Annotated in this window: 19 protein-coding genes; 10 read left to right on the top strand and 9 right to left on the bottom strand. The window is 74.1% G+C overall.

Annotated features, from left to right (window positions below; genetic code table 11):
- Positions 1 to 102: 102 nt before the first annotated feature.
- Together C3486_RS27105 and C3486_RS27100 are read left to right on the top strand one after the other, a co-directional pair.
- Complete coding sequence (locus C3486_RS27105) at positions 103 to 756, top strand: phosphatase PAP2 family protein (protein ID WP_258053020.1); 654 nt, start codon at positions 103 to 105, stop codon at positions 754 to 756.
- 128 nt (positions 757 to 884) lie between these two features.
- A complete protein-coding gene (locus tag C3486_RS27100) occupies positions 885 to 1,580 on the top strand; it encodes an HAD family hydrolase (RefSeq protein WP_103835389.1) in 696 nt (231 codons plus the stop codon).
- A gap of 51 nt (positions 1,581 to 1,631) precedes the next feature.
- On the opposite strand, the gene C3486_RS27095 is transcribed toward C3486_RS27100, so the two are convergent.
- Positions 1,632 to 2,156 (bottom strand): hypothetical protein, encoded by a 525-nt coding sequence (locus C3486_RS27095; protein ID WP_103835388.1) that lies wholly within the window; start codon positions 2,154 to 2,156, stop codon positions 1,632 to 1,634.
- A gap of 211 nt (positions 2,157 to 2,367) precedes the next feature.
- Positions 2,368 to 2,907, bottom strand: a complete 540-nt coding sequence (locus tag C3486_RS27090) for an HAD domain-containing protein (protein WP_103835387.1) — start codon at positions 2,905 to 2,907, stop codon at positions 2,368 to 2,370.
- A gap of 285 nt (positions 2,908 to 3,192) precedes the next feature.
- On the opposite strand from C3486_RS27090, the gene C3486_RS27085 reads away from it, so the two are divergent.
- Positions 3,193 to 4,068 (top strand): MEDS domain-containing protein, encoded by an 876-nt coding sequence (locus tag C3486_RS27085; RefSeq protein ID WP_181138717.1) that lies wholly within the window; start codon positions 3,193 to 3,195, stop codon positions 4,066 to 4,068.
- A gap of 30 nt (positions 4,069 to 4,098) precedes the next feature.
- Here C3486_RS27085 and C3486_RS27080 read toward each other — a convergent pair whose 3' ends face one another.
- Complete coding sequence (locus tag C3486_RS27080; RefSeq protein ID WP_103835385.1) at positions 4,099 to 5,019, bottom strand: dihydrodipicolinate synthase family protein; 921 nt, start codon at positions 5,017 to 5,019, stop codon at positions 4,099 to 4,101.
- A gap of 327 nt (positions 5,020 to 5,346) precedes the next feature.
- Here C3486_RS27080 and C3486_RS27075 point away from each other — a divergent pair, with 327 nt between their 5' ends.
- From C3486_RS27075 to C3486_RS27060, 4 genes are all read left to right on the top strand, one after another.
- Positions 5,347 to 6,885 (top strand): UxaA family hydrolase, encoded by a 1,539-nt coding sequence (locus C3486_RS27075; protein ID WP_103835384.1) that lies wholly within the window; start codon positions 5,347 to 5,349, stop codon positions 6,883 to 6,885.
- A gap of 184 nt (positions 6,886 to 7,069) precedes the next feature.
- The gene (locus tag C3486_RS27070) at positions 7,070 to 8,527 is read left to right on the top strand and encodes an amino acid permease (protein ID WP_181138716.1); all 1,458 of its coding nucleotides are present in this window, start codon (positions 7,070 to 7,072) and stop codon (positions 8,525 to 8,527) included.
- Between the two features lie 49 nt (positions 8,528 to 8,576).
- Positions 8,577 to 9,101 carry a DinB family protein gene (locus C3486_RS27065; RefSeq protein ID WP_103835383.1) on the top strand — a complete coding sequence of 175 codons (525 nt, stop codon included), beginning with the start codon at positions 8,577 to 8,579 and terminating at the stop codon, positions 9,099 to 9,101.
- Between the two features lie 10 nt (positions 9,102 to 9,111).
- Entirely contained in the window at positions 9,112 to 9,669 is a 558-nt protein-coding gene (locus tag C3486_RS27060; protein WP_103835382.1) for a hypothetical protein, read from the top strand.
- Here the strand turns inward: C3486_RS27060 and C3486_RS27055 are convergent.
- The 4 genes from C3486_RS27055 to C3486_RS27040 form a co-directional block, all read right to left on the bottom strand.
- Complete coding sequence (locus C3486_RS27055) at positions 9,666 to 10,724, bottom strand: LLM class flavin-dependent oxidoreductase (RefSeq protein ID WP_103835381.1); 1,059 nt, start codon at positions 10,722 to 10,724, stop codon at positions 9,666 to 9,668. The two genes, C3486_RS27060 and C3486_RS27055, sit on opposite strands and share 4 nt — an antisense overlap.
- The gene (locus C3486_RS27050; RefSeq protein ID WP_103835380.1) at positions 10,724 to 11,260 is read right to left on the bottom strand and encodes an SRPBCC family protein; all 537 of its coding nucleotides are present in this window, start codon (positions 11,258 to 11,260) and stop codon (positions 10,724 to 10,726) included. Before C3486_RS27050 ends, C3486_RS27055 begins: the two co-directional genes overlap by 1 nt.
- A gap of 104 nt (positions 11,261 to 11,364) precedes the next feature.
- A complete protein-coding gene (locus C3486_RS27045) occupies positions 11,365 to 11,862 on the bottom strand; it encodes a helix-turn-helix domain-containing protein (RefSeq protein ID WP_103835379.1) in 498 nt (165 codons plus the stop codon).
- A 147-nt stretch (positions 11,863 to 12,009) separates the two neighbouring features.
- Positions 12,010 to 12,414 carry a hypothetical protein gene (locus C3486_RS27040; RefSeq protein ID WP_103835378.1) on the bottom strand — a complete coding sequence of 135 codons (405 nt, stop codon included), beginning with the start codon at positions 12,412 to 12,414 and terminating at the stop codon, positions 12,010 to 12,012.
- Positions 12,415 to 12,637: 223 nt separating this feature from the next.
- Between C3486_RS27040 and C3486_RS27035 the strand changes: the two genes are divergently transcribed.
- The gene (locus C3486_RS27035) at positions 12,638 to 13,438 is read left to right on the top strand and encodes an enoyl-CoA hydratase/isomerase family protein (RefSeq protein ID WP_219822253.1); all 801 of its coding nucleotides are present in this window, start codon (positions 12,638 to 12,640) and stop codon (positions 13,436 to 13,438) included.
- Between the two features lie 81 nt (positions 13,439 to 13,519).
- Here the strand turns inward: C3486_RS27035 and C3486_RS27030 are convergent, their stop codons facing one another.
- Positions 13,520 to 15,070, bottom strand: a complete 1,551-nt coding sequence (locus tag C3486_RS27030; RefSeq protein ID WP_103835377.1) for a long-chain fatty acid--CoA ligase — start codon at positions 15,068 to 15,070, stop codon at positions 13,520 to 13,522.
- Positions 15,071 to 15,251: 181 nt separating this feature from the next.
- Between C3486_RS27030 and C3486_RS27025 the strand changes: the two genes are divergently transcribed.
- On the top strand, positions 15,252 to 15,914 hold the full coding sequence (locus tag C3486_RS27025; protein WP_103835376.1) for a TetR/AcrR family transcriptional regulator: 663 nt from the start codon (positions 15,252 to 15,254) through the stop codon (positions 15,912 to 15,914).
- A 15-nt stretch (positions 15,915 to 15,929) separates the two neighbouring features.
- The gene (locus C3486_RS27020) at positions 15,930 to 16,664 is read left to right on the top strand and encodes a Mut7-C RNAse domain-containing protein (protein ID WP_103835375.1); all 735 of its coding nucleotides are present in this window, start codon (positions 15,930 to 15,932) and stop codon (positions 16,662 to 16,664) included.
- A 96-nt stretch (positions 16,665 to 16,760) separates the two neighbouring features.
- Here the strand turns inward: C3486_RS27020 and C3486_RS27015 are convergent.
- Positions 16,761 to 17,820, bottom strand: a 1,060-nt coding sequence (locus C3486_RS27015) for an FGGY family carbohydrate kinase (RefSeq protein WP_103835374.1), incomplete at its 5' end; no start/stop codon positions are given.

Here is a 17,820-nt window from a genome sequence, read left to right as displayed (position 1 = left end):
ACCATGGGATCTCCGTCGTCTCCGTCGTCTCCGTCGTCTCCGTCACCTTCCGGGACCGGCAGCGCGTCCGGGACGGCCGAGCCGCCCGGACCGGCGGCGGGCGTGCGGGAGTTGCGTGCCGCGGGGTGGCTCGCGGCGGCGGCCGTGGCGCTCGCCGCGCTCGTGCTCGTCCACTGGACGCCGCTGGCCGGCGCTGACCGTACGGTCGCCGGGGAACTGCACCGGGTGGCGCGTACGTTGCCGGGGCTCACCGAGGCGAACCGCGTCCTCAGCGACTGGGTGTGGGACCCGTGGACGGTGCGCGCGGCGCTGCTGGTGCTGGTCGGGTGGCTGGTGTGGCGCGGGGTGCGCGTCCTCGCGGCGTGGGTGGCGGCCACGTCGGCCCTCGGGACGCTGCTCCAGCAGGGCATCAAGGCGGCGGTGGACCGGCCGCGCCCGGTGTGGCCCGACCCGGTCGACGCGGCGCACTACGCCTCGTTCCCCTCGGGGCACGCGATGACCGCCATGGTGGGCGCCGGGCTGGCGCTGTGGGTGCTGCGCGAGCGCGCCGCGCCGGCGGCCTGGCAGTGGGCGGTGGGCGTGCCGGCCGCGGTGTCCGTGGTGGGCGTCGGCTGCACGCGCCTGTACCTGGGCGTGCACTGGCTCTCCGACGTCCTGGCCGGCTGGCTGCTGGGCGCCGCGCTGGTGGCCGCGGCGGCCGGGCTGTACACCCGGCTGGCCTCGGCGGCGGCCACCCGGCCCCCGGACCAGGACTGACCGCACCGCACTCACGCTGTCGCCGCATCCGGAGTTCGGGCGGCCACCGCCTCCCCCGCGCCCCGTCCCCTCCGGCCCGCCGGGGCGCGTTCTTGGCCCGGGACGGCGCACCGGCCAGGATGGTGGTCATGGCGTACAAGGGTGTGCTCTTCGACTTCTCCGGGACCCTGCTGCGGATCGAGCCGGTCACGGCCTGGCTGCGCGGGGCGCTCGACGCGACCGGCGTGACCATGACCGACGCGGAATTCGACCGGACGGCCCGGGACTTGGACCGGGCCGGCGCGCTGCCCGGCGGTTCCGTCCCGGAGCGGCTGCCGGACGGCCTGGCCGAGCTGTGGCGCATCCGGGACCGTACGGCGGACCACCACCGCGAGCTGTACACGGCGCTCGCCCGCCAGGTGCCGCTGCCCGCCGAGGAGTTGTACGACACGCTGTACGAGCGCCACAAGGCACCGGCCGCCTGGATCCCGTACCCGGACGCGGCGGAGGTGCTGGGCACGCTGCGCGAACGGGGCGTCGCGACCGGCGTGGTCAGCAACATCGGCTGGGACCTGCGCCCGGTGCTGCGGGCGCACGGGCTGGACCCGCTGATCGGCTCGTACGTGCTCTCCTTCGAGCACGGCATCCAGAAGCCGGACCCGCGGATCTTCGAACTGGCCTGCCGCGAGCTGGGACTTCCGCCGCAGGACGTCCTGATGGTCGGCGACGACCGCAGCGCGGACGGCGGCGCCCAGGCCCTCGGCTGCGGCTACTTCCCCGTGGACCACCTCCCGCCCGCCGACCGCCCGTCCGGCCTGCGGCCCCTGCTCGACCTCGTCGACTGACCCGCCCGCGTCGGCCGGCGCACCCCGCCCGCCTCGGGGCCGGTCGACGCCTCAGGGCCGCTTCACGTCCGTGTGGATGGCCAGTTTGAACTGGGCGTGGGTGATCGGCGCCGGGACCTTCGTGTCGCCCGGGCCGCGCGCTGAGATCTTCAGGCCGAGCGGCGTGCCGGGGTGCACGAAGATCTGCCACATGTACGTCTTGTACTGGCCGCCGCCGGTCTTCCAGGTGTCGGTGGTGGCCGTGGAGTCGTAGCCGCTGCCGGTGCTCAGCGGGTCGCGGACGAAGCGGGCGCGGTACTCGTTGGGCCGGGAGTCGGCGGCCCAGAAGACCATCGCGGAGAGTACGCCCCAGCCCTCGTGGCTGGGCCAGATGAGCCCGGAGCGCTCGTCGGGGAAGGCCGAGTCGGGGCTGCCGCCGTTGGCCGGGTCGTGCATGCGCCACGGGTCGTAGCTCTCGTCCGACTCGCCGTACGGGAACCGGACGAGGTGGTAACCGTCGCTGCCGTACGAGATCCGCTGCGAGCCGGCGCCGTGCCGCTTCGCGTCCCACAGCAGCGAACAGATGGTGACGGACACCTGGGCCTCCTTCGGACGGCGCGCCACGGGTGGGTGGCGCGGCAGAGGGGGAGGGCGTTGCGCACGTGCGTTCGTCGGCCGGTGAGCGGCGCGCGTGGCGTACCGCGCGCCGGGCGTCGAACGTATGGGGCGGTGCCCCGCCGGTCAAGAAGGTGCGTGAGCGCCACGGCAGCATCGGTCAGGCCCCGGCCGCTCCCCCGTCCGGCGTCGGTCAGGCCCCGGCTGCTCCCCCGTCCGGCGCCGGATCGGCGGCCCAGGCGGCGAGCGCGTCGAAGTCGCCGGGGAGCAGGCCGACCGCCGCGTCGACCCGGTACAGCAGCGCGGGCCCCGCGTGGTGGTGCGCCACCCAGTGCCGGTCCGCCGGGCCGATCTCGTCGTCGACCCAGATGAACGGGCGGTCCGCCGCCCAGCGCACCAGGTGCCGGGTCTTCCAGTGCACGCCGTCCGGGCCGGCGCGGTGGCCGTCGGGCCAGTCGAGGTACGGCAGCGGGGGCAGCCCGAGGACCGGTGCGATCCAGGTGTTGGCCGCGTCCCGCCACGTCGTGGCCCACACCAGCCGGCAGCCGAGGGCGAGGAGCGCCGGGCCGTGCGCGGGGTTGAGCCGGACGAGCAGCGGCGCGCGCGGCGCCTCCCAGCCCGGCGGCCGCATCCGGTGCGTGCCGTATCCGGCGGGGCCCTGCTCGTCCGGCGCGAGCCAGGGGTTCAGCGGGCCGTCGACGTCGAGCAGCAGCAGCGGGCGCGAATCCGTCACGCCCCGATGGTCCCCTCCCCCGCTGCCCGCCGCCACCGGATCGGCCGTTCGGTCCGGCCGGCGGGGAAAGCGGCCGGAAGGCGGCGGAGGGAGGGCGGCGCAGGACATCACCGGTCACAGTCGGCACCGGACCGGTCCGATATGGACTCAGCCGATCGGTTGTCCTGCACACCCGTGCAGTTGACGGGCCGGGCTGCCGCCGCGCGTCCCCCTTCACCTATGTTCTCCTGCGGCAGCGAACCAGCGGGGTGGTCCGGACGGCGGCGCGACGGGAGGCGACGGGTGATGGCCGGGGAGCAGGGACGCCGCGGCACGCTGCCCGTGCAGCGCATGCGCGCAGGGGACCACGCGTTCTGCCGGTACTCCGGGCGGCCGGCCTGGGACCTGGTGGCCGCGTACGCCTGGCAGGGCCTGCAGCGCGGCGAGAAGGTGATCATCTGCCCCGCGCCGTCGGACGACCACGACGAGGTCCGGGCCCGCCTGGAGGAGCACGGGCCACCGCTCGACCACGTCGGCGGCCGCGGCCAGCTGGTCTTCGCCGGCATGCGCGGGCTGCTGCGCACCGGCCGCCGCCTCACCGCGGCCCGGCACTGCCGGCGCCTCCAGGAGGAGACCGAGCGCGCGCTGGCCGAGGGGTACTCCGGGCTGCGCCTCTTCAGCGACATGTGCTGGGTCGCCGACCTCGGCGCGGACCTGGCGGAGGTGCTCGCCCGCGAGGCGGACACGGCGCACCTCTTCACCGCCGGCTCCTACAGCGAGGTCTGCGCGTACGACACCGACGCCTTCGATCCCGCGGTGCTCGACGCGGTGCGCGCGGCCCATCCGCACGAGCTGCTCGAAGCGACCGGCACGCTGCGGGCGCTGCACACGGCCGGCCTGGTCCGGCTCGTCGGCGAGGCCGACATGGCCACGCAGGTCGACTGGCTGGCCGCGCTGCGCGAGGCGTTCCGGCGCACGGCGCACGACGGCCGCCTGGTCGTGGACCTCTCGCTGCTGCACTTCCTCAGCGTGAGCTGCGCCTCCGACCTGCTGAACCTCTCCACCGACGCCGGCCACGGCCGGATCGAGGTCCGCGTGGACCCGGCGAAGGCGGCGCTGCTCACCGGGCTCGGCAGCCATTACCTGACACATCTGGTGCTGGTGGAGGACCTCGGTACCTGACGCCGACGGCCGGTACCCCCGGCGGTCGCGTCACCGCGCCCAGCGCAGCACCAACGGGTCGTGGCGGCGGGCGAGTTCGAGGAGTCCTGCACGGGTCTCGGGCGGCACCGGGCCGAAGGGGGCGCGGGTGCGGTCGGAGCCGATGACGCCGCCCTCGGCGAGCAGGATCTTCTGCGCGCGCAGTCCGCACTGCCGGTTCTCGTAGTGGATGAGCGGCAGCAGCGCCTCCCAGTCCGCGACCGCGCCGTCCCGGTCCCCCGCGTGGTAGCGGCGGACGATCCGGCCCAGCTGGTCCGGCACCGTCGAGCTGGACATGGTGCCGACCGCGCCGGCGTCCAGGTCCGGTATGAGGGTGACCGCCTCCTCGCCGTCGAACGGGCCTTCCAGCTGGTCGCCGACGGCGGCGATGAGGGTGCGGAGCTTGTCGGCGGCGCCGGGCGTCTCGATCTTGGCGTACCGCAGCTGCGGCACCTCCTTGATCAGGTGGACGAGGAGGCCGACGGGGAGCGGGGTGGTGGACATCGGCGCGTCCTGGACCATCAGGGGCAGGTCGGTGGCGGCGGCCACGGTGGTGAAGTAGTCGGTCAGGGCCGCCTCGGGGACCGCCATGGTGGCGCCGAAGAACGGCGGCATCAGCATGATCATGTCGGCGCCCATGGCCTGTGCCTCCTTGCTCCGGCGAGCGGCGACGCGGGCGCTGTAGTGGCTGGTCGTCACGACCGTGGGCACGCGTCCGGCGGCGCGTTCGAGGACGGTGCGGCAGACCTGGTCGCGCTCGTCGTCGGTCAGCGAGAACTGCTCGGAGTAGTTGGCGAGGACGCAGAGCGCGTCGGCGCCGCCGTCGATGAGGTAGTCGACGACCCGGGCCAGCCCGGCGAGGTCCAGCTCCTCCTCGTCGTCGAAGACCGTCGGGACGACCGGGATCACACCGCTCAGGGGCGTCGTCAGCATGGGAGCCTCTCTCGTCACGTTCGAGATATCGAACGTTGTCCGACCTGTTGAGCGGGAGCGTAGAGCCGCCCTCTGAGCGGCGTCAATGCACCGGCAAGTGGGCAGCCCTGAGGGCGAGTCAGGGGTACGGAGGTCCACGGTGCCGACGGGGAGGCGTCATTGACACTCCCTCGGGCCCGGTTCTAGCGTGCACCGGATATCAACCAGTGACCGATATATCGAACGGCCGGCCGCACAACCGCCCGTACGCCGGCAGCCACCCGCGCACCCAGCCGACCGCACCGCCGACCGTCCAGCCGCTCCGCCCGCCGCCGCAGCGAGGTGCTCATGGTCCTGCCCACCGCCCGTCTCCTCCGCCTCCAGTCCCAGGACGACGTCGCGATCGCGACCGCCGATCTCGCGGCGGGCACCACGGCCGACGCGGACGGCCGGCCCGTCCGGCTCCGCGCCGGCGTCCCCCGCGGGCACAAGGTCGCGCTGCACGCCGTCCGCCGGGGCGCGCCGGTGCTGCGGTACGGGCAGGTCATCGGCTTCGCGGCCGAGGACATCGAGCCCGGCGACCACGTCCATCTGCACAACCTCGAGTACCGGGAGTTCGCGCGGGACGCCGAGTTCTCCGTGGACGCCCGGCCGACGGAGCTGCTGCCGGAGTCCGGACGGGCCACCTTCCAGGGGTACGTACGCGCCGACGGCACGGTCGGCACGCGCAACTACCTGGGCATCCTGACCAGCGTCAACTGCTCGGCGACCGCGGCCAAGCAGATCGCGGCGCGACTGCGGTACTCCGGCGTCCTCGACGACTACGACCACATCGACGGCGTCGTGGCGCTCACCCACGGCCAGGGCTGCGGGCTGGCGGCGGACGGCGAGGGCATCGAGGTGCTGCGGCGCGTGATGCGCGGCTATCTGACGCACCCGAACTTCGCCGGCTTCCTGCTGCTCGGCCTGGGCTGCGAGGACAACCAGGTCAAAGCGCTGACCGACGGACTGCCGCTCCGCTCCGACCTGCCCGTCGTGGCGAGCACGATCCAGGAGCTGGGCGGCACCCGGAAGACCGTGGCGGCCGGCGTCGAACGGCTCACCGAGATGCTGCCGGCCGCCGACCGCGCCCGCCGGAGCACCGTGCCGGCGAGCGAGCTGATCCTCGGCACGAACTGCGGCGGCTCCGACTCCTACTCCGGCATCACCGCCAACCCGGCGCTCGGCGACGCCGTGGACCGGCTGGTCCGGCACGGCGGCACCGGCGTGGTCGGCGAGACGCCGGAGATCTACGGCACGGAGCAGCTGCTCGTACGCCGTGCGGTCAGCAAGGAGGTCGGCGAGAAGCTGCTGGAGCGGATCGCGTGGTGGCGCGAGTACACCGCCCGGAACGGCGGCTCGATGGACAACAACCCGTCCCCCGGCAACAAGGCCGGCGGCCTCACCACCATCCTGGAGAAGTCGCTCGGCGCCGTCGCCAAGGGCGGCACCACGGCCCTCGCCGACGTGGTCGAGTACGCGGCGCCGGTGACGGCCAAGGGCTTCGTGTTCATGGACACCCCCGGCTACGACCCGGTCTCGGTGACCGGCATCGTCGCCGGCGGCGCGCAGGTCGTCTGCTTCACGACGGGGCGCGGCTCGGCCTTCGGCTGCGCGCCCGTACCGAGCCTGAAAATCGCCACGAACACGCCGCTGTACGAGCACATGTCCGAGGACATGGACATCAATGCCGGCGGCATCGTCGACGGCACCGGCACCGTCGAGGAAACGGGCAAGGCAATTTTCGAACGCGTCCTCGCGGTCGCCTCGGGTGAGCCCACGAAGAGCGAATCGATGGAATACGGCGAGGAGGAATTCGTGCCGTGGCACATCGGTACGGTGATGTGACCGGGGAAATACCGGCACGGACGATACGTATCACGATGTGAGACAGCGGGGCGTCGCGTTGCGGTGAGCTGCACGGCTGTCCGACACTCCTCCGGCGGGGGCCACGTACGTGCGTCCCCGCATCACCCAGAGAGTTCGGAATAACACCGTGAGTCTGCTACGAAAAAAGCCCCTGGAACGCGCAATGAAGGAGGCTCGCGGAGAAGGCGAACAGCGCCTGCGCCGTGATCTTTCCGCGCTGGATCTCACCATCCTCGGGGTAGGTGTCATTCTCGGCACCGGAATCTTCGTACTGACCGGCACGGTGGCCAGGAACATGGCCGGCCCCGCCGTGGCGCTCTCCTTCGTCGTCGCCGCGGCGGTCTGCGGCTGCGCGGCGCTGTGCTACGCGGAATTCGCGTCCTCGGTGCCGGTCGCCGGGTCCGCGTACTCCTACTCCTACACCTCGCTCGGCGAGCTGCCCGCCTGGATCATCGGCTGGGCGCTGAGCCTGGAGCTGACGCTGGCCACCTCGGTGGTCGCGGTCGGCTGGTCCGGCTACCTCGGGTCGATGCTCAACGGCATCGGCGTGCATCTGCCGGCGGCGGTGAGCGGCGGCGACGGCTCGGTGATGAACCTGCCGGCCGCGGTCCTCATCCTCGTGCTGACCGGTGTGCTCATCGCGGGCGGCAAGCTGTCCAAGGGCGTCACGAACGTGCTCGTCGCGGTCAAGCTCGCCATCGTGCTGCTGGTGATCGTCGCGGGCGCGTTCCTCATCGACACCGCGAACTACCACCCCTTCGTGCCGGACCCGCAGCCCACCGGCAAGGTCGCCGGGCTCCAGGCCCCGCTGCTCCAGGTGCTCACCGGCATCACCCCGACCGCGTTCGGCGTGGCCGGCATCCTGAGCGCGGCGGCCATGGTCTTCTTCGCGTACATCGGCTTCGACATGGTCGCCACCACCGCCGAGGAGACCCGCAAGCCGCAGCGCGACCTGCCGATCGGCATCATCGCCTCGCTGATCATCGTCACCGTGCTGTACGTCGCGGTGTGCCTGGTGGTCACCGGCATGCAGCACTACTCCGAGCTGTCGGTGCAGGCACCGCTCGCCGACGCCTTCACCGCCAAGGGGCACCCGGGCTTCGCCACGGTCATCAGCGTGGGCGCGGTGGTCGGCCTGACCGCCGTGAGCCTGATCTGCTTCCGCTCGCAGAGCCGGGTCGTCTTCGCCATGGCCCGCGACGGGCTGCTGCCGAAGGCGCTGTGCAAGGTCGACCCGAAGCACGGCACCCCGAAGGTCAACCTGTGGGTGCTGGGCGTCATCATGGCCTGCCTGGCCGCCTTCCTGAAGTTCGACCTGCTGGCCGAGATGGTCAACATCGGCACGCTGTTCGCCTTCGCCGCGGTCTCCGCGAGCGTGCTGATCCTCCGGCGCACCGCGCCCGACCTGCCGCGCGCCTTCCGCACCCCCTGGGTACCGGTCATCCCGCTGGTCTCGCTGCTGTGCTGCCTGTACCTGATGCTCAACCTCCAGGTCATCACCTGGATCGGCTTCCTGGTCTGGCTCGCGGCCGGGCTGGCGCTGTACTTCGGCTACGGCCGCCGGCACAGCGCGCTGGGCAAGCGGGCGGAAAGCCCGGCGGAGGAGATCGGCGCGGGCTAACCTCTCGCCGGGGCCGCGGCACGGGCGCGGCACGGGGAGGGGAGCGCCGGTGACCACCGAACGCGTCGGGTCCGTCGAGCGGACCGGGCCGCCGCTGCGCGGCGGGGAGCGGGAGACGCTGCGCGCCTTCCTCGACCACCACCGCGCCACGCTCGCGATGAAGTGCGAGGGGCTGACCGACGAGGAGCTGCGCCGCCGCGCGAGCCCGCCGTCCACGCTCACCCTGCTCGGCCTGGTCCGGCACATGGCGGAGGTGGAGCGCGCCTGGTTCCGCCGGGTGATCAACGCCGAGGACGTCCCCCTCGTCTGGTCGGACGAGGGGGACTACCAGGCCGCGTACGACGCGCGCGGCGCCACCCGCGAGGAGGCGTTCGCGGTCTGGCGGGCGGAGGTCGCGCACGCCCGCCGCATCGAGGCGGCGGCCCCCTCGCTCGACGTGACGGGCCACCAGGCGCGCTGGGGCGAGGACGTCTCGCTCCGCCTCGTCATGCTCCACCTCATCCATGAGTACGCCCGTCACAACGGCCATGCGGACTTTCTTCGCGAAGCCATCGATGGCACGGTGGGCGCCTGAGGGAGGCGTGATGGGGGAGACGGAAGAGCACGACGAGGCGCGGCCGGACGGACCGGCGCCGGTACCGCAGGAGGAGGCCCGGCAGGCGTACGGCTATGCGCAGCCGGACCCGCCGGCGAGCGGCGTCTACGGGCGTCCGGCACCGGGCGGGATGGCGGACATGGTCACCACCGTCGCCGTGACGATGGCCGTGACGCCCTTCCTCCAGGCCGTCGCCGCGCACTTCGGCAGCAAGCTGGCAGGAGCGGTCGACGAGGGCACGCGGGCAGCGGTGCGCCGGTTCCTGCGGCGCGAGTCGGGGCGGCGCAGCGGCGGGCTCGGGAGCGAGTCGGACCGCCCGATCGACCTGCGCAACGACCTCGGCTGGCACGTGGTGATCCCGGTCGCACTGCCCGCCGAGGCGCTCCCCCAGCTCGTGGCCCTGCAGAACGCCCCGTCCCCGTACCTCGCGCCCGAGCCCACGCCCTGCATCCAGTGGATCGGGAACGCCTGGCACGTGATGGGGGCGCGGGACGGCACCACGGTGCTGTGGCGGTGGGACGCCGCCGCCGGCCACTGGACCGCCTAAGGGGCTTCGGCCGACACCTGGCGTACCAGGTCCACCGCGCGCCCGAGGGTGGCGAGGCGGGCGGCCGGGGTGTCGCCCGCGGGGTACAGCCGTACGGTGTCCACGCCCGCGGCCCGCCAGACGCGCAGCCGCTCGCGGACCCCGTCCTCGGTGCCGATGAGCGTCGTGCCGAGCACCATCTCGTCGGTGACCAGCGCGGCCGCGCCCTCCCGGTCACCGGCCTGCCAGCGCTCCCGCACCGCGGCCGCGACCTCGGCCCAGCCCTGACGGCTGTAGGCGTTGTTGTAGTAGTTGGTGTGCGCCGAGCCCATGCCGCCGAGGCTGAAGGCCAGTTCCTTCTTGCGCCCGGCCACCATCGCGCGCAGCGCGTCCTCGTCCTCGGCGAACGCCACCTCGGCCCCCTGGCAGACGTCCAGCTCCGCGCGGGTGCGGCCCGCTGCGGCCAGCCCCGCGTCCAGATGGTCGAAGTACGCCTCCTTCGCTCCCTCGGGCACGAAGGAGGTGCCCAGCCAGCCGTCGGCGATCTCGCCGGTCAGCCGCAGCGTCTTCGGCGAGAGGGTGGCGAGGTGGACGGGGATGTCGTGCTCGGCGCGCATCGACAGGCGCATCGGGCGGCCCTCGCCGCCGGGCAGCGGGATGGTGAACTCCCGCCCGGAGTAACTGATCTTCTCGCCGGACACGGCCTGCCGCACGATCTCGACGGTCTCCCGCATGCGGGTGAGCGGCCGCGCGAACGGCACCCCGTGCAGCCCCTCGATCACCTGTGGCCCGGACGGCCCGAGGCCCAGCAGGAAGCGGCCCTCGGAGAGCTGCGAGAGGGTGATCGCGGCGCGGGCGATGGCGACCGGGGTGCGGGTGGCGAGCTGGAGGACGCCGGAGCCGAGCAGGATGCGGTCGGTGCGCGCGGCGAGGTAGCCCAGCGCCGACGGCGCTTCGGCGCCCCACGCCTCGGCCACCCAGCAGACGTCCAGGCCCAGCTTCTCCGCCTCGGTCACGTAGTCCACCAGCTCCGGCCAGGGCGCGGCGGACGCCTCGATCGTGGTCGCGGTGCGCATCAGGCGCCCGCCGTCCCGGCACCGGCGCCCGCGCCCTCGGCCCGCTCCTTGAGGGCGCCGAGCGTGGCGGTGATGTTCCGCTCGAACTCCCGCAGCCGTACGTGGACGATCTTCTGCTCCTTCTCCGGCATCCGCTCGATGGCCCGCGAGAGGCCGGACCGGCCGGGCCCCAGCCGGACCCACTGCCGCAGCCGGGTGCCGCCGTCCTCCGGGGTGAGGGTGAACCGCCAGGTGGCGGAGGGGTGCTGGGGGTCCTCCACGGCCCAGGCGAAGGCGTGCGGCGCCGCGCACTCGACCACGTACGAGGTGGTCCGCCACTCCCCCAGCGCCTCGTGGGCGCTGGTGCCGGTGAAGCGGGCGCCGAGGGCCGGGCCGGTCGCGCCGTCCAGCCAGCGCGCCGACTGCAGTTCGCCGCTCAGCTCGGGCATCAGCGCGATGTCGGACACCAGGTCCCAGACCCGTTCCGGCGGAGCGCCGATCCAGACGTCCGCCTCCACCGTCGGCCCGTCCGCGTACCGCGCGCCCGTCCACTCCATGCCCGCCGGCCTCCTCAGTCGTCCCGCGACACCGTTGTGACCATCAAAGTTGCGTAGATGAACTCACCTGTCAAGGGCAACCGGCGAGCGGGCTGAGCAGTGCCTCAGCGCGCGAACCGCTCCCGTACGTCGGGGCGTTCGGCCAGTTTCGGCGGGTAGCCGGGGCCCATCCGGGCGTGGGTGTTCTCCGCGGTCATCGGCTCGCCGCAGTCGGCGCAGACCACTTCGGGCCGGCTCTCGTGCCCGCACGGGTCGTGCCGGAAGACGACCGGCGGGCCCTGCTCACCGGACAGCCAGCGGTCGCCCCAGCGGGTCATGGCCAGCAGCACGGAGTAGAAGTCGCGGCCCTTCTCGGTGAGGACGTAGTCGTACCGCACCGGCTCGGTCTGGTACGGCCGCTTCTCCAGCAGTCCCTCGTCCACCAGCCGGCGCAGCCGGTCGGTCAGCGTGTTGCGGGCGATCCCCAGCGCCTCCTGGAACGCGTCGAACCGCTTGATCCCGTAGAACGCCTCGCGCAGCACCAGCGGCGTCCACCAGTCGCCCAGCAGGTCCATGGTGCGGGCGATCGAGCAGGGCCAGTGGGCAAAGGAAGTGCGCCTCATGAGCGCCAGGATACGGACGGCCTGCCGTGCGGACCGAGCGTCGCGTGGGAGGCCCGGCAGGCAGGTACGTCACGCCGACCCGGCACGCATGCGCTGTACGCCGGCCCCGGAGGCCAGGCGCCGCGCACCGGCCCGGCAGGCGGGGCGTTACGCCAGCCGTCGCGCGCGCCCTACGCCGGACGTCGCGCGGGCCGGCGCGAGCAGGCCGGCCACCGACAGGGCGCCCCAGCCGACCGACACCGCGACGGCCTTGCGGCGCGCGGACGGGTCCGGGAGCGTGGCACCGAGCAGCAGCGCGTCCCCGAAGTCGGCGGCGATCCTGAGCAGCGCGGCCGTACGCAGGGCCGGCCCCTCGGGCACCAGCGCCAGCGCGGCGCCACTCGCCGCGTCCCGCCAGGCCAGCGGCCGCAGCGAGACCCGGGTCCCCTCGGCCACCCGGCCGTCCGCTTCCACCAGCCCCGAGGGCCGCGCGAGCAGTACGGGCGCGACCGTGACGGCCACTCCGTACAAGGCCGTCGCCGCGCCCACCGTCCGTAGCAGCCCCACCCGCATGTTCCGCCTCGCAGTCCGCCGCCCGTCGTGCTCCTGTCCGCGGCCATTGTCCCCGCGGGGACGGCGCACGCCCGGCCGGACACGCGACCCGCGCATACCGATCGGTATTTGTCCAGTACACCTTTTCCCGTCCGGAGGGTGGACGGTGCTGATCAGCGCGGCCTAGCGTGTCCGCCGGAGCCCTGAGCGGCCATGGACGAGCCGGACGGACGGAGTGAGCGACGTGAGCGGGACCCACGAGACCCAGGTGCACACCACCACTCCGGCACCGGGCGTGCTGCAGATCGCCCTGGACGGCCCGGCCCGCCGCAACGCGCTCGGCAACGGCGCCATCCGCGGCCTGGACGACGCGGTGCGGGAGGCGGAGGACGACGGCATCCGGGCCGTCGTCCTGACCGGCACCGGCGGGCACTTCTGCGCGGGCGCCGACCTCAAGGCGCCCCGGATGCCGGGCCGCGGCGTCGCGGGACCCGCCAAGCGGCTGGGGCTGCTGCAGGGCACGGTGGACCGGCTGCACCGGCTGCCGAAGCCGGTGATCGCGGCGGTGGAGGGCGCCGCGGTCGGCATCGGCTGGTCGTACGCGCTGGCCTGCGACCTGACCGTGGCCGGTGAAAGCGCCTTCTTCGCCTCGCCGTTCGTGGAGCGCGGCCTCGTACCGGACGGCGGCTGCGCGTGGTTCCTGGCCCAGGCGGTCGGCACCCGGCGCGCGGCCGAGCTGACGATGCTGGGCGAACGGCTGCCGGCCGCGAGGGCGGAGGCGATGGGGCTGGTCAACCGGGTGGTGGCGGACGGCAGCGCGCTCAAGGAGGCGCTGGAGCTGGCGGTGCGGCTGGCCGCCGGGGCGCCCGACGCGCTGATGCTCACCAAGCGGATGCTCACCGCGGCCGGCAACTCCCCTTCCCTGCGCGACTATCTGGACCAGGAGTGGCTCGCCGCCGCGCTGGACCTCAACGGCCCGGACCCGGAGGAGGGCGTGGCGGCCTTCCGCGAGCGCCGCGCCCCGGACTTCAGCCGCCACCACTGACCGGGCGCCGCCGGCCGTCACCACTGACGGCCGGACCGTGGCGACGGCCCGGCCGCGCGCGGCGGCCGGGCGCCACCGCCGTTACGCCGTACCGTCCGTGAACCGCGCGCGCAGCTCGCGCTTGAGGACCTTGTGGCTGGGGCCGAGCGGGTAAGCATCGACGAACTCGACGCGGCGCGGGTACTTGTACTTGGCCAGCCGCTCCCGGGCCCAGTCGATGATCTCCTCGGCGGTGGGCGCCGGGTCCGCTTCCTTGTCGCGGATGACGACGGCGCACACCTCCTCGCCGTGGGTCGGGTGCGGCAGCCCGATGACCGCGGCCTCGGCAATGCCGGGGTGGCGCAGCAGGGCCTCCTCGACCTCGCGCGGGTAGACGTTGAAGCCGCCGCGGATGATCAGGTCCTTCTTGCGGTCGACGATGCGCAGGAACCCGTCGGCGTCCTTGGTGCCGAGGTCCCCGGTCCGGAACCAGCCGTCGACCAGCGCCGCCGCGGTCTCCTCCGGCCGCCCGAGGTAGCCCGCGAAGACGTTGTGGCCGCGGACGACGACCTCGCCCAGTTCACCGGCGGGCAGCAGTTCGATGCGGTCGGCCGGTTCGGGCGCGGCGATCTCCACGTCCACGCCCCAGATCGCGTGGCCGACGGTGCCCGCACGGGTGCCGAAGACCGGCTGGTTGACGGCCGCGGTCGGCGAGGTCTCGGAGAGCCCGTACCCCTCGTAGACCTCGGTGGCGAAGACCTCGGTGAACTTCTCCAGCACCGGCACCGGGAGCGAGGCGCCGCCCGAGACGCACCGCCGCAGCCGGGGCAGTTCGGCCGCCCCGCCCGCGGCCTCCAGGAGCCGTACGTACATGGTCGGGACGCCCTGGAAGGTGTTGACGCCCTCACGGACCATCAGCTCCAGCGCCGCGGCCGCGTCGAAGCGCGGCTGGAGGACGAGCGTGGCGCCGCGCCGCCAGCTGGAGTTCATGCTCGCCGTCTGCCCGAACGTGTGGTACAGCGGCAGCGCGCCGAGCGTGATGTCGTCCGGCTGCACCTCGTGCGAGTCGAACGCGTTGGTGGTGGCGTTCATGACCAGGCTGAGGTGGGTGAGCACGGCGCCCTTGGGGACGCCGGTGGTGCCGCTGGTGTAGAAGACCACCGCCGGGTCCTCGGCCTCGCGGGTGACGTACGTGGGCAGCGGCTCAACGGTCTCCGCCAGGTCTTCGAGGCGGCCGTCAGCGCCCGGCACCCGGGCCTCCGGACCGACCGTGACCATCCGCACCCCGGTGGCGGCCGCGGCCTCGCCGCCGGTCGCCGCCTGGCCCGCGTGGCAGAGCAGCAGCTGCGCGCCGCTGTCCCGCAGCACGTGCGCCACCTCGCCCGGCGAGAGCAGCAGGTGCACGGGGACGACGACCGCGCCGGCGGCCAGGATCGCGTAGTAGGCACGCGGGAACTCGGCGGTGTTCGGCGCCATCAGCGCGACCTTGTCGCCGGGCCGGACGCCGAGCGCCCGCAGCGCCGCCGCCTGCGTCCTGGCCTGCCGCCACAGCTCCGCGTACGTCAGCCGCCGGTCGCCCTCGACGAGCGCCAGGTGGTCGGGGCGGCGGCGGGCGGCCTCGGCGAGGATCGTGGCCAGGGACAGGGTGGTCATGTGCGGATGCTCCTGTTCGCCGTGTACGACGCTGTGTACGACGTGCCCGCCAGCTAAACTAGCGGTGCAAGTTTTTTGCACATTACTCCGCCGTAACGCCGCTGAAAAGGGGTGCTCCGCGACCGTCGGGACACCCACCGTGTAGGGTCCAGCTCCGCCGAACCCGCCCAGGAGGTGCGCCGTGGCCCGCCCGCGCCGACCACTGCTCAGCCGCGACCGGATCACCGCAGCGGCGCTGCGGATCGTGGACGAGGAGGGGCTGCAGGCCCTCTCCACCCGGCGGCTCGCGGCCGTGCTCGGTGTGACCGGCCCCTCGCTCTACAACCACTTCGCGACCATGGACGAGCTGGTCGACGCGCTCGTGGACCAGGTCGTCGGCCAGGTCGACCTGTCGATGTTCGGCCGCCTGGACTGGCAGGAGGCGCTGCGCGACTGGGCCCGCTCCTACCGCGCGGCCCTCGCCGCCCACCCCCACCTCGTCCCCGCCCTCACGCGCCCCTCGGCCCACCGCCCGAACTCCCTGCGGCTGGCCGACGCGGTCTTCGGCGGCCTGGTCGCGGCCGGCTGGCCGCGTGCGCACGCCACCCACATCGGCGCCTCCATGCGGTACTTCATCACCGGCTCGGCGCTCGGCTCGTTCGCCGCCGGCTTCCCCACCGACGCTGAGCTGTACGCGGGCACCTATCCCCACCTCGACCAGGCGCACCTGCTGGCCCAGCACCAGCGGTCGGTCGACGAGGGCGCCTTCGAGACCGGCCTCCAGGCCCTGCTGGAAGGGCTGGCGGCCCAGTACGCGCGGGTCGTCGGCACGGCGGAAAATCCCGCGTCCGGCACCGCTCCGTAATGGCATGCTGTGGGGGTGACCGGTCCGGAGATCACCCTCGCATTCGCCCCTGAGCTGCACGTTCTCGCCGCTCCCGCCCGGCGGGGCGGCCCCTCGGCCGTCCGCACCGACGGCTCGTCCACGCTCGGCCACCTCGTCGAGTCGCTCGGCGTGCCGCTCACGGAGGTCGGCGCGCTGCTCGTCGACGGCCGCGAGCAGCCGGTGTCGCACGTGCCGCGGGAGGGCGAGCACGTCGAGGTGCAGGCGGTCCGCCGCCCGCAGCGGGTGCCCGGCGCGCCGCTGCGCTTCCTGCTCGACGTCCATCTCGGCACGCTCGCCCGGCGGTTGCGGCTGCTCGGCGTGGACGCGGCGTACGAGAGCGCCGACATCGGCGACCCGGAGCTGGCCTCCCGCTCCGCGGCCCAGCGGCGGGTGCTGCTCTCCCGGGACCGCGGGCTGCTGCGCCGCCGGGAGATCTGGGCCGGCGCCTTCGTCTACAGCGACCGGCCGGACGAGCAGTTGCGTGACGTGCTGGGCCGGTTCACGCCCCGGCTGGCCCCGTGGACGCGCTGCACGGCGTGCAACGGCGAGCTGAAGGACGCGGACAAGGAGGCGGTGCGGGACCGGCTGGAGGGCGGCACCCAGCGCACGTACGACGTGTTCGCGCAGTGCACCGACTGCGGACGCGTCTACTGGCGCGGCGCGCACCACGCCCAGCTGCAGACCATCGTGGACGAGGCGGTACGGGAGTTCGGCGACGCGGTGGCCTGACGGCCGGTACGCGGCACCGTCCGCCGCGCCAACCCGGCTTCGCGCCCGTTCCGCACCGGCCCGGCTTCGTCCCCGTTCCGCACCGCCCCTGCCCGCTCAGCTCAGCAGCGCCGGCGTCGCCCGGTCCAGTACGTCCGCGATGCGGTCCCAGGCTTCCTGGTCGCGGGGCAGCGGGGGCAGCGGTTCGCCCTCCCCCGCGCCCCAGGTGCCGGCGATCCGCACCGGGTCCTCGCCGGTGGCGGCACCGGCGGCCAGCGCGGCGGCGCCGAGTGCGACCAGTTCGGTGTGGTGCGGCACGATCAGCGGGCGGCCGGAGAGCCGCCGTACGGTGTCCCGCCAGAACGCGCCCTGCGCCCCGCCGCCGGTCAGCCGGAGCGGGCGGTCCCGCACCTCAGGAGCCGCCGGGTCCAGGCCGCAGGCGCGCAGCAGTTCGTCCAGGGCGCGCAGCACGGTGAAGGCCGCGCCCTCGTAGGCGGCACCCAGCAGCCGGCGCGGGGTGGTGTCGTGGCGGATGCCGGTGAGCAGGCCGGAGGCGTGCGGCAGGTCGGGGGTGCGTTCGCCGTCGAGGTAGGGCAGCAGGACGGCCGTGCCGCCCGGTTCGGCGTCCGCGCGGTCCAGGCCGAGCAGCGCCGCGACCTTGTCGACGGCGAGCGTGCAGTTCAGGGTGCAGGCGAGCGGGAGGTGGCTGCCGTCGGCGGCGGCGAATCCGGCGATGCCGGGCGCTGCGGGCCGGGTGCGGCTGGCGGCGAAGACGGTGCCGGAGGTGCCGAGGCTGACCACGGGATGGTCGAGCAGGCCGGCGCCGCCGAGGCCGAGGCCCACGGCGGCGGCCATGTTGTCGCCGGTGCCCGCGGCGACGGCGACCCCGGCGGGCAGGCCGAGCGCGTCGGCGGCGGCCGGGGTCAGCGTCCCGGCGCGGGTGGCGCCGGTGGGCGCGACCTCGGGGAGCAGCCGCGCGTCCATGCCGATCAGGTCCAGCAGCTCCGGGTCGTAGGCGCCGGTCGCGGTGGCGTACCAGAGGGTGCCCGAGGCGTCGCCGGGGTCGGTGACGGCCGCGCCGGCGAGGCGTTCGGTGAGGAAGTCGTGCGGCAGCCGGACCGCTGCGGCGGCCTCGGCGGTGGCCGGTTCGTGCTCCCGCAGCCACTGCCACTTGGTC

The organism is Streptomyces sp. Ru73 (assembly GCF_002920575.1).
GTDB lineage: Bacteria > Actinomycetota > Actinomycetes > Streptomycetales > Streptomycetaceae > Streptomyces.
Note: the sequence above shows the minus strand (reverse complement) of the source record. Positions and strands in the feature narration are given on the sequence as shown.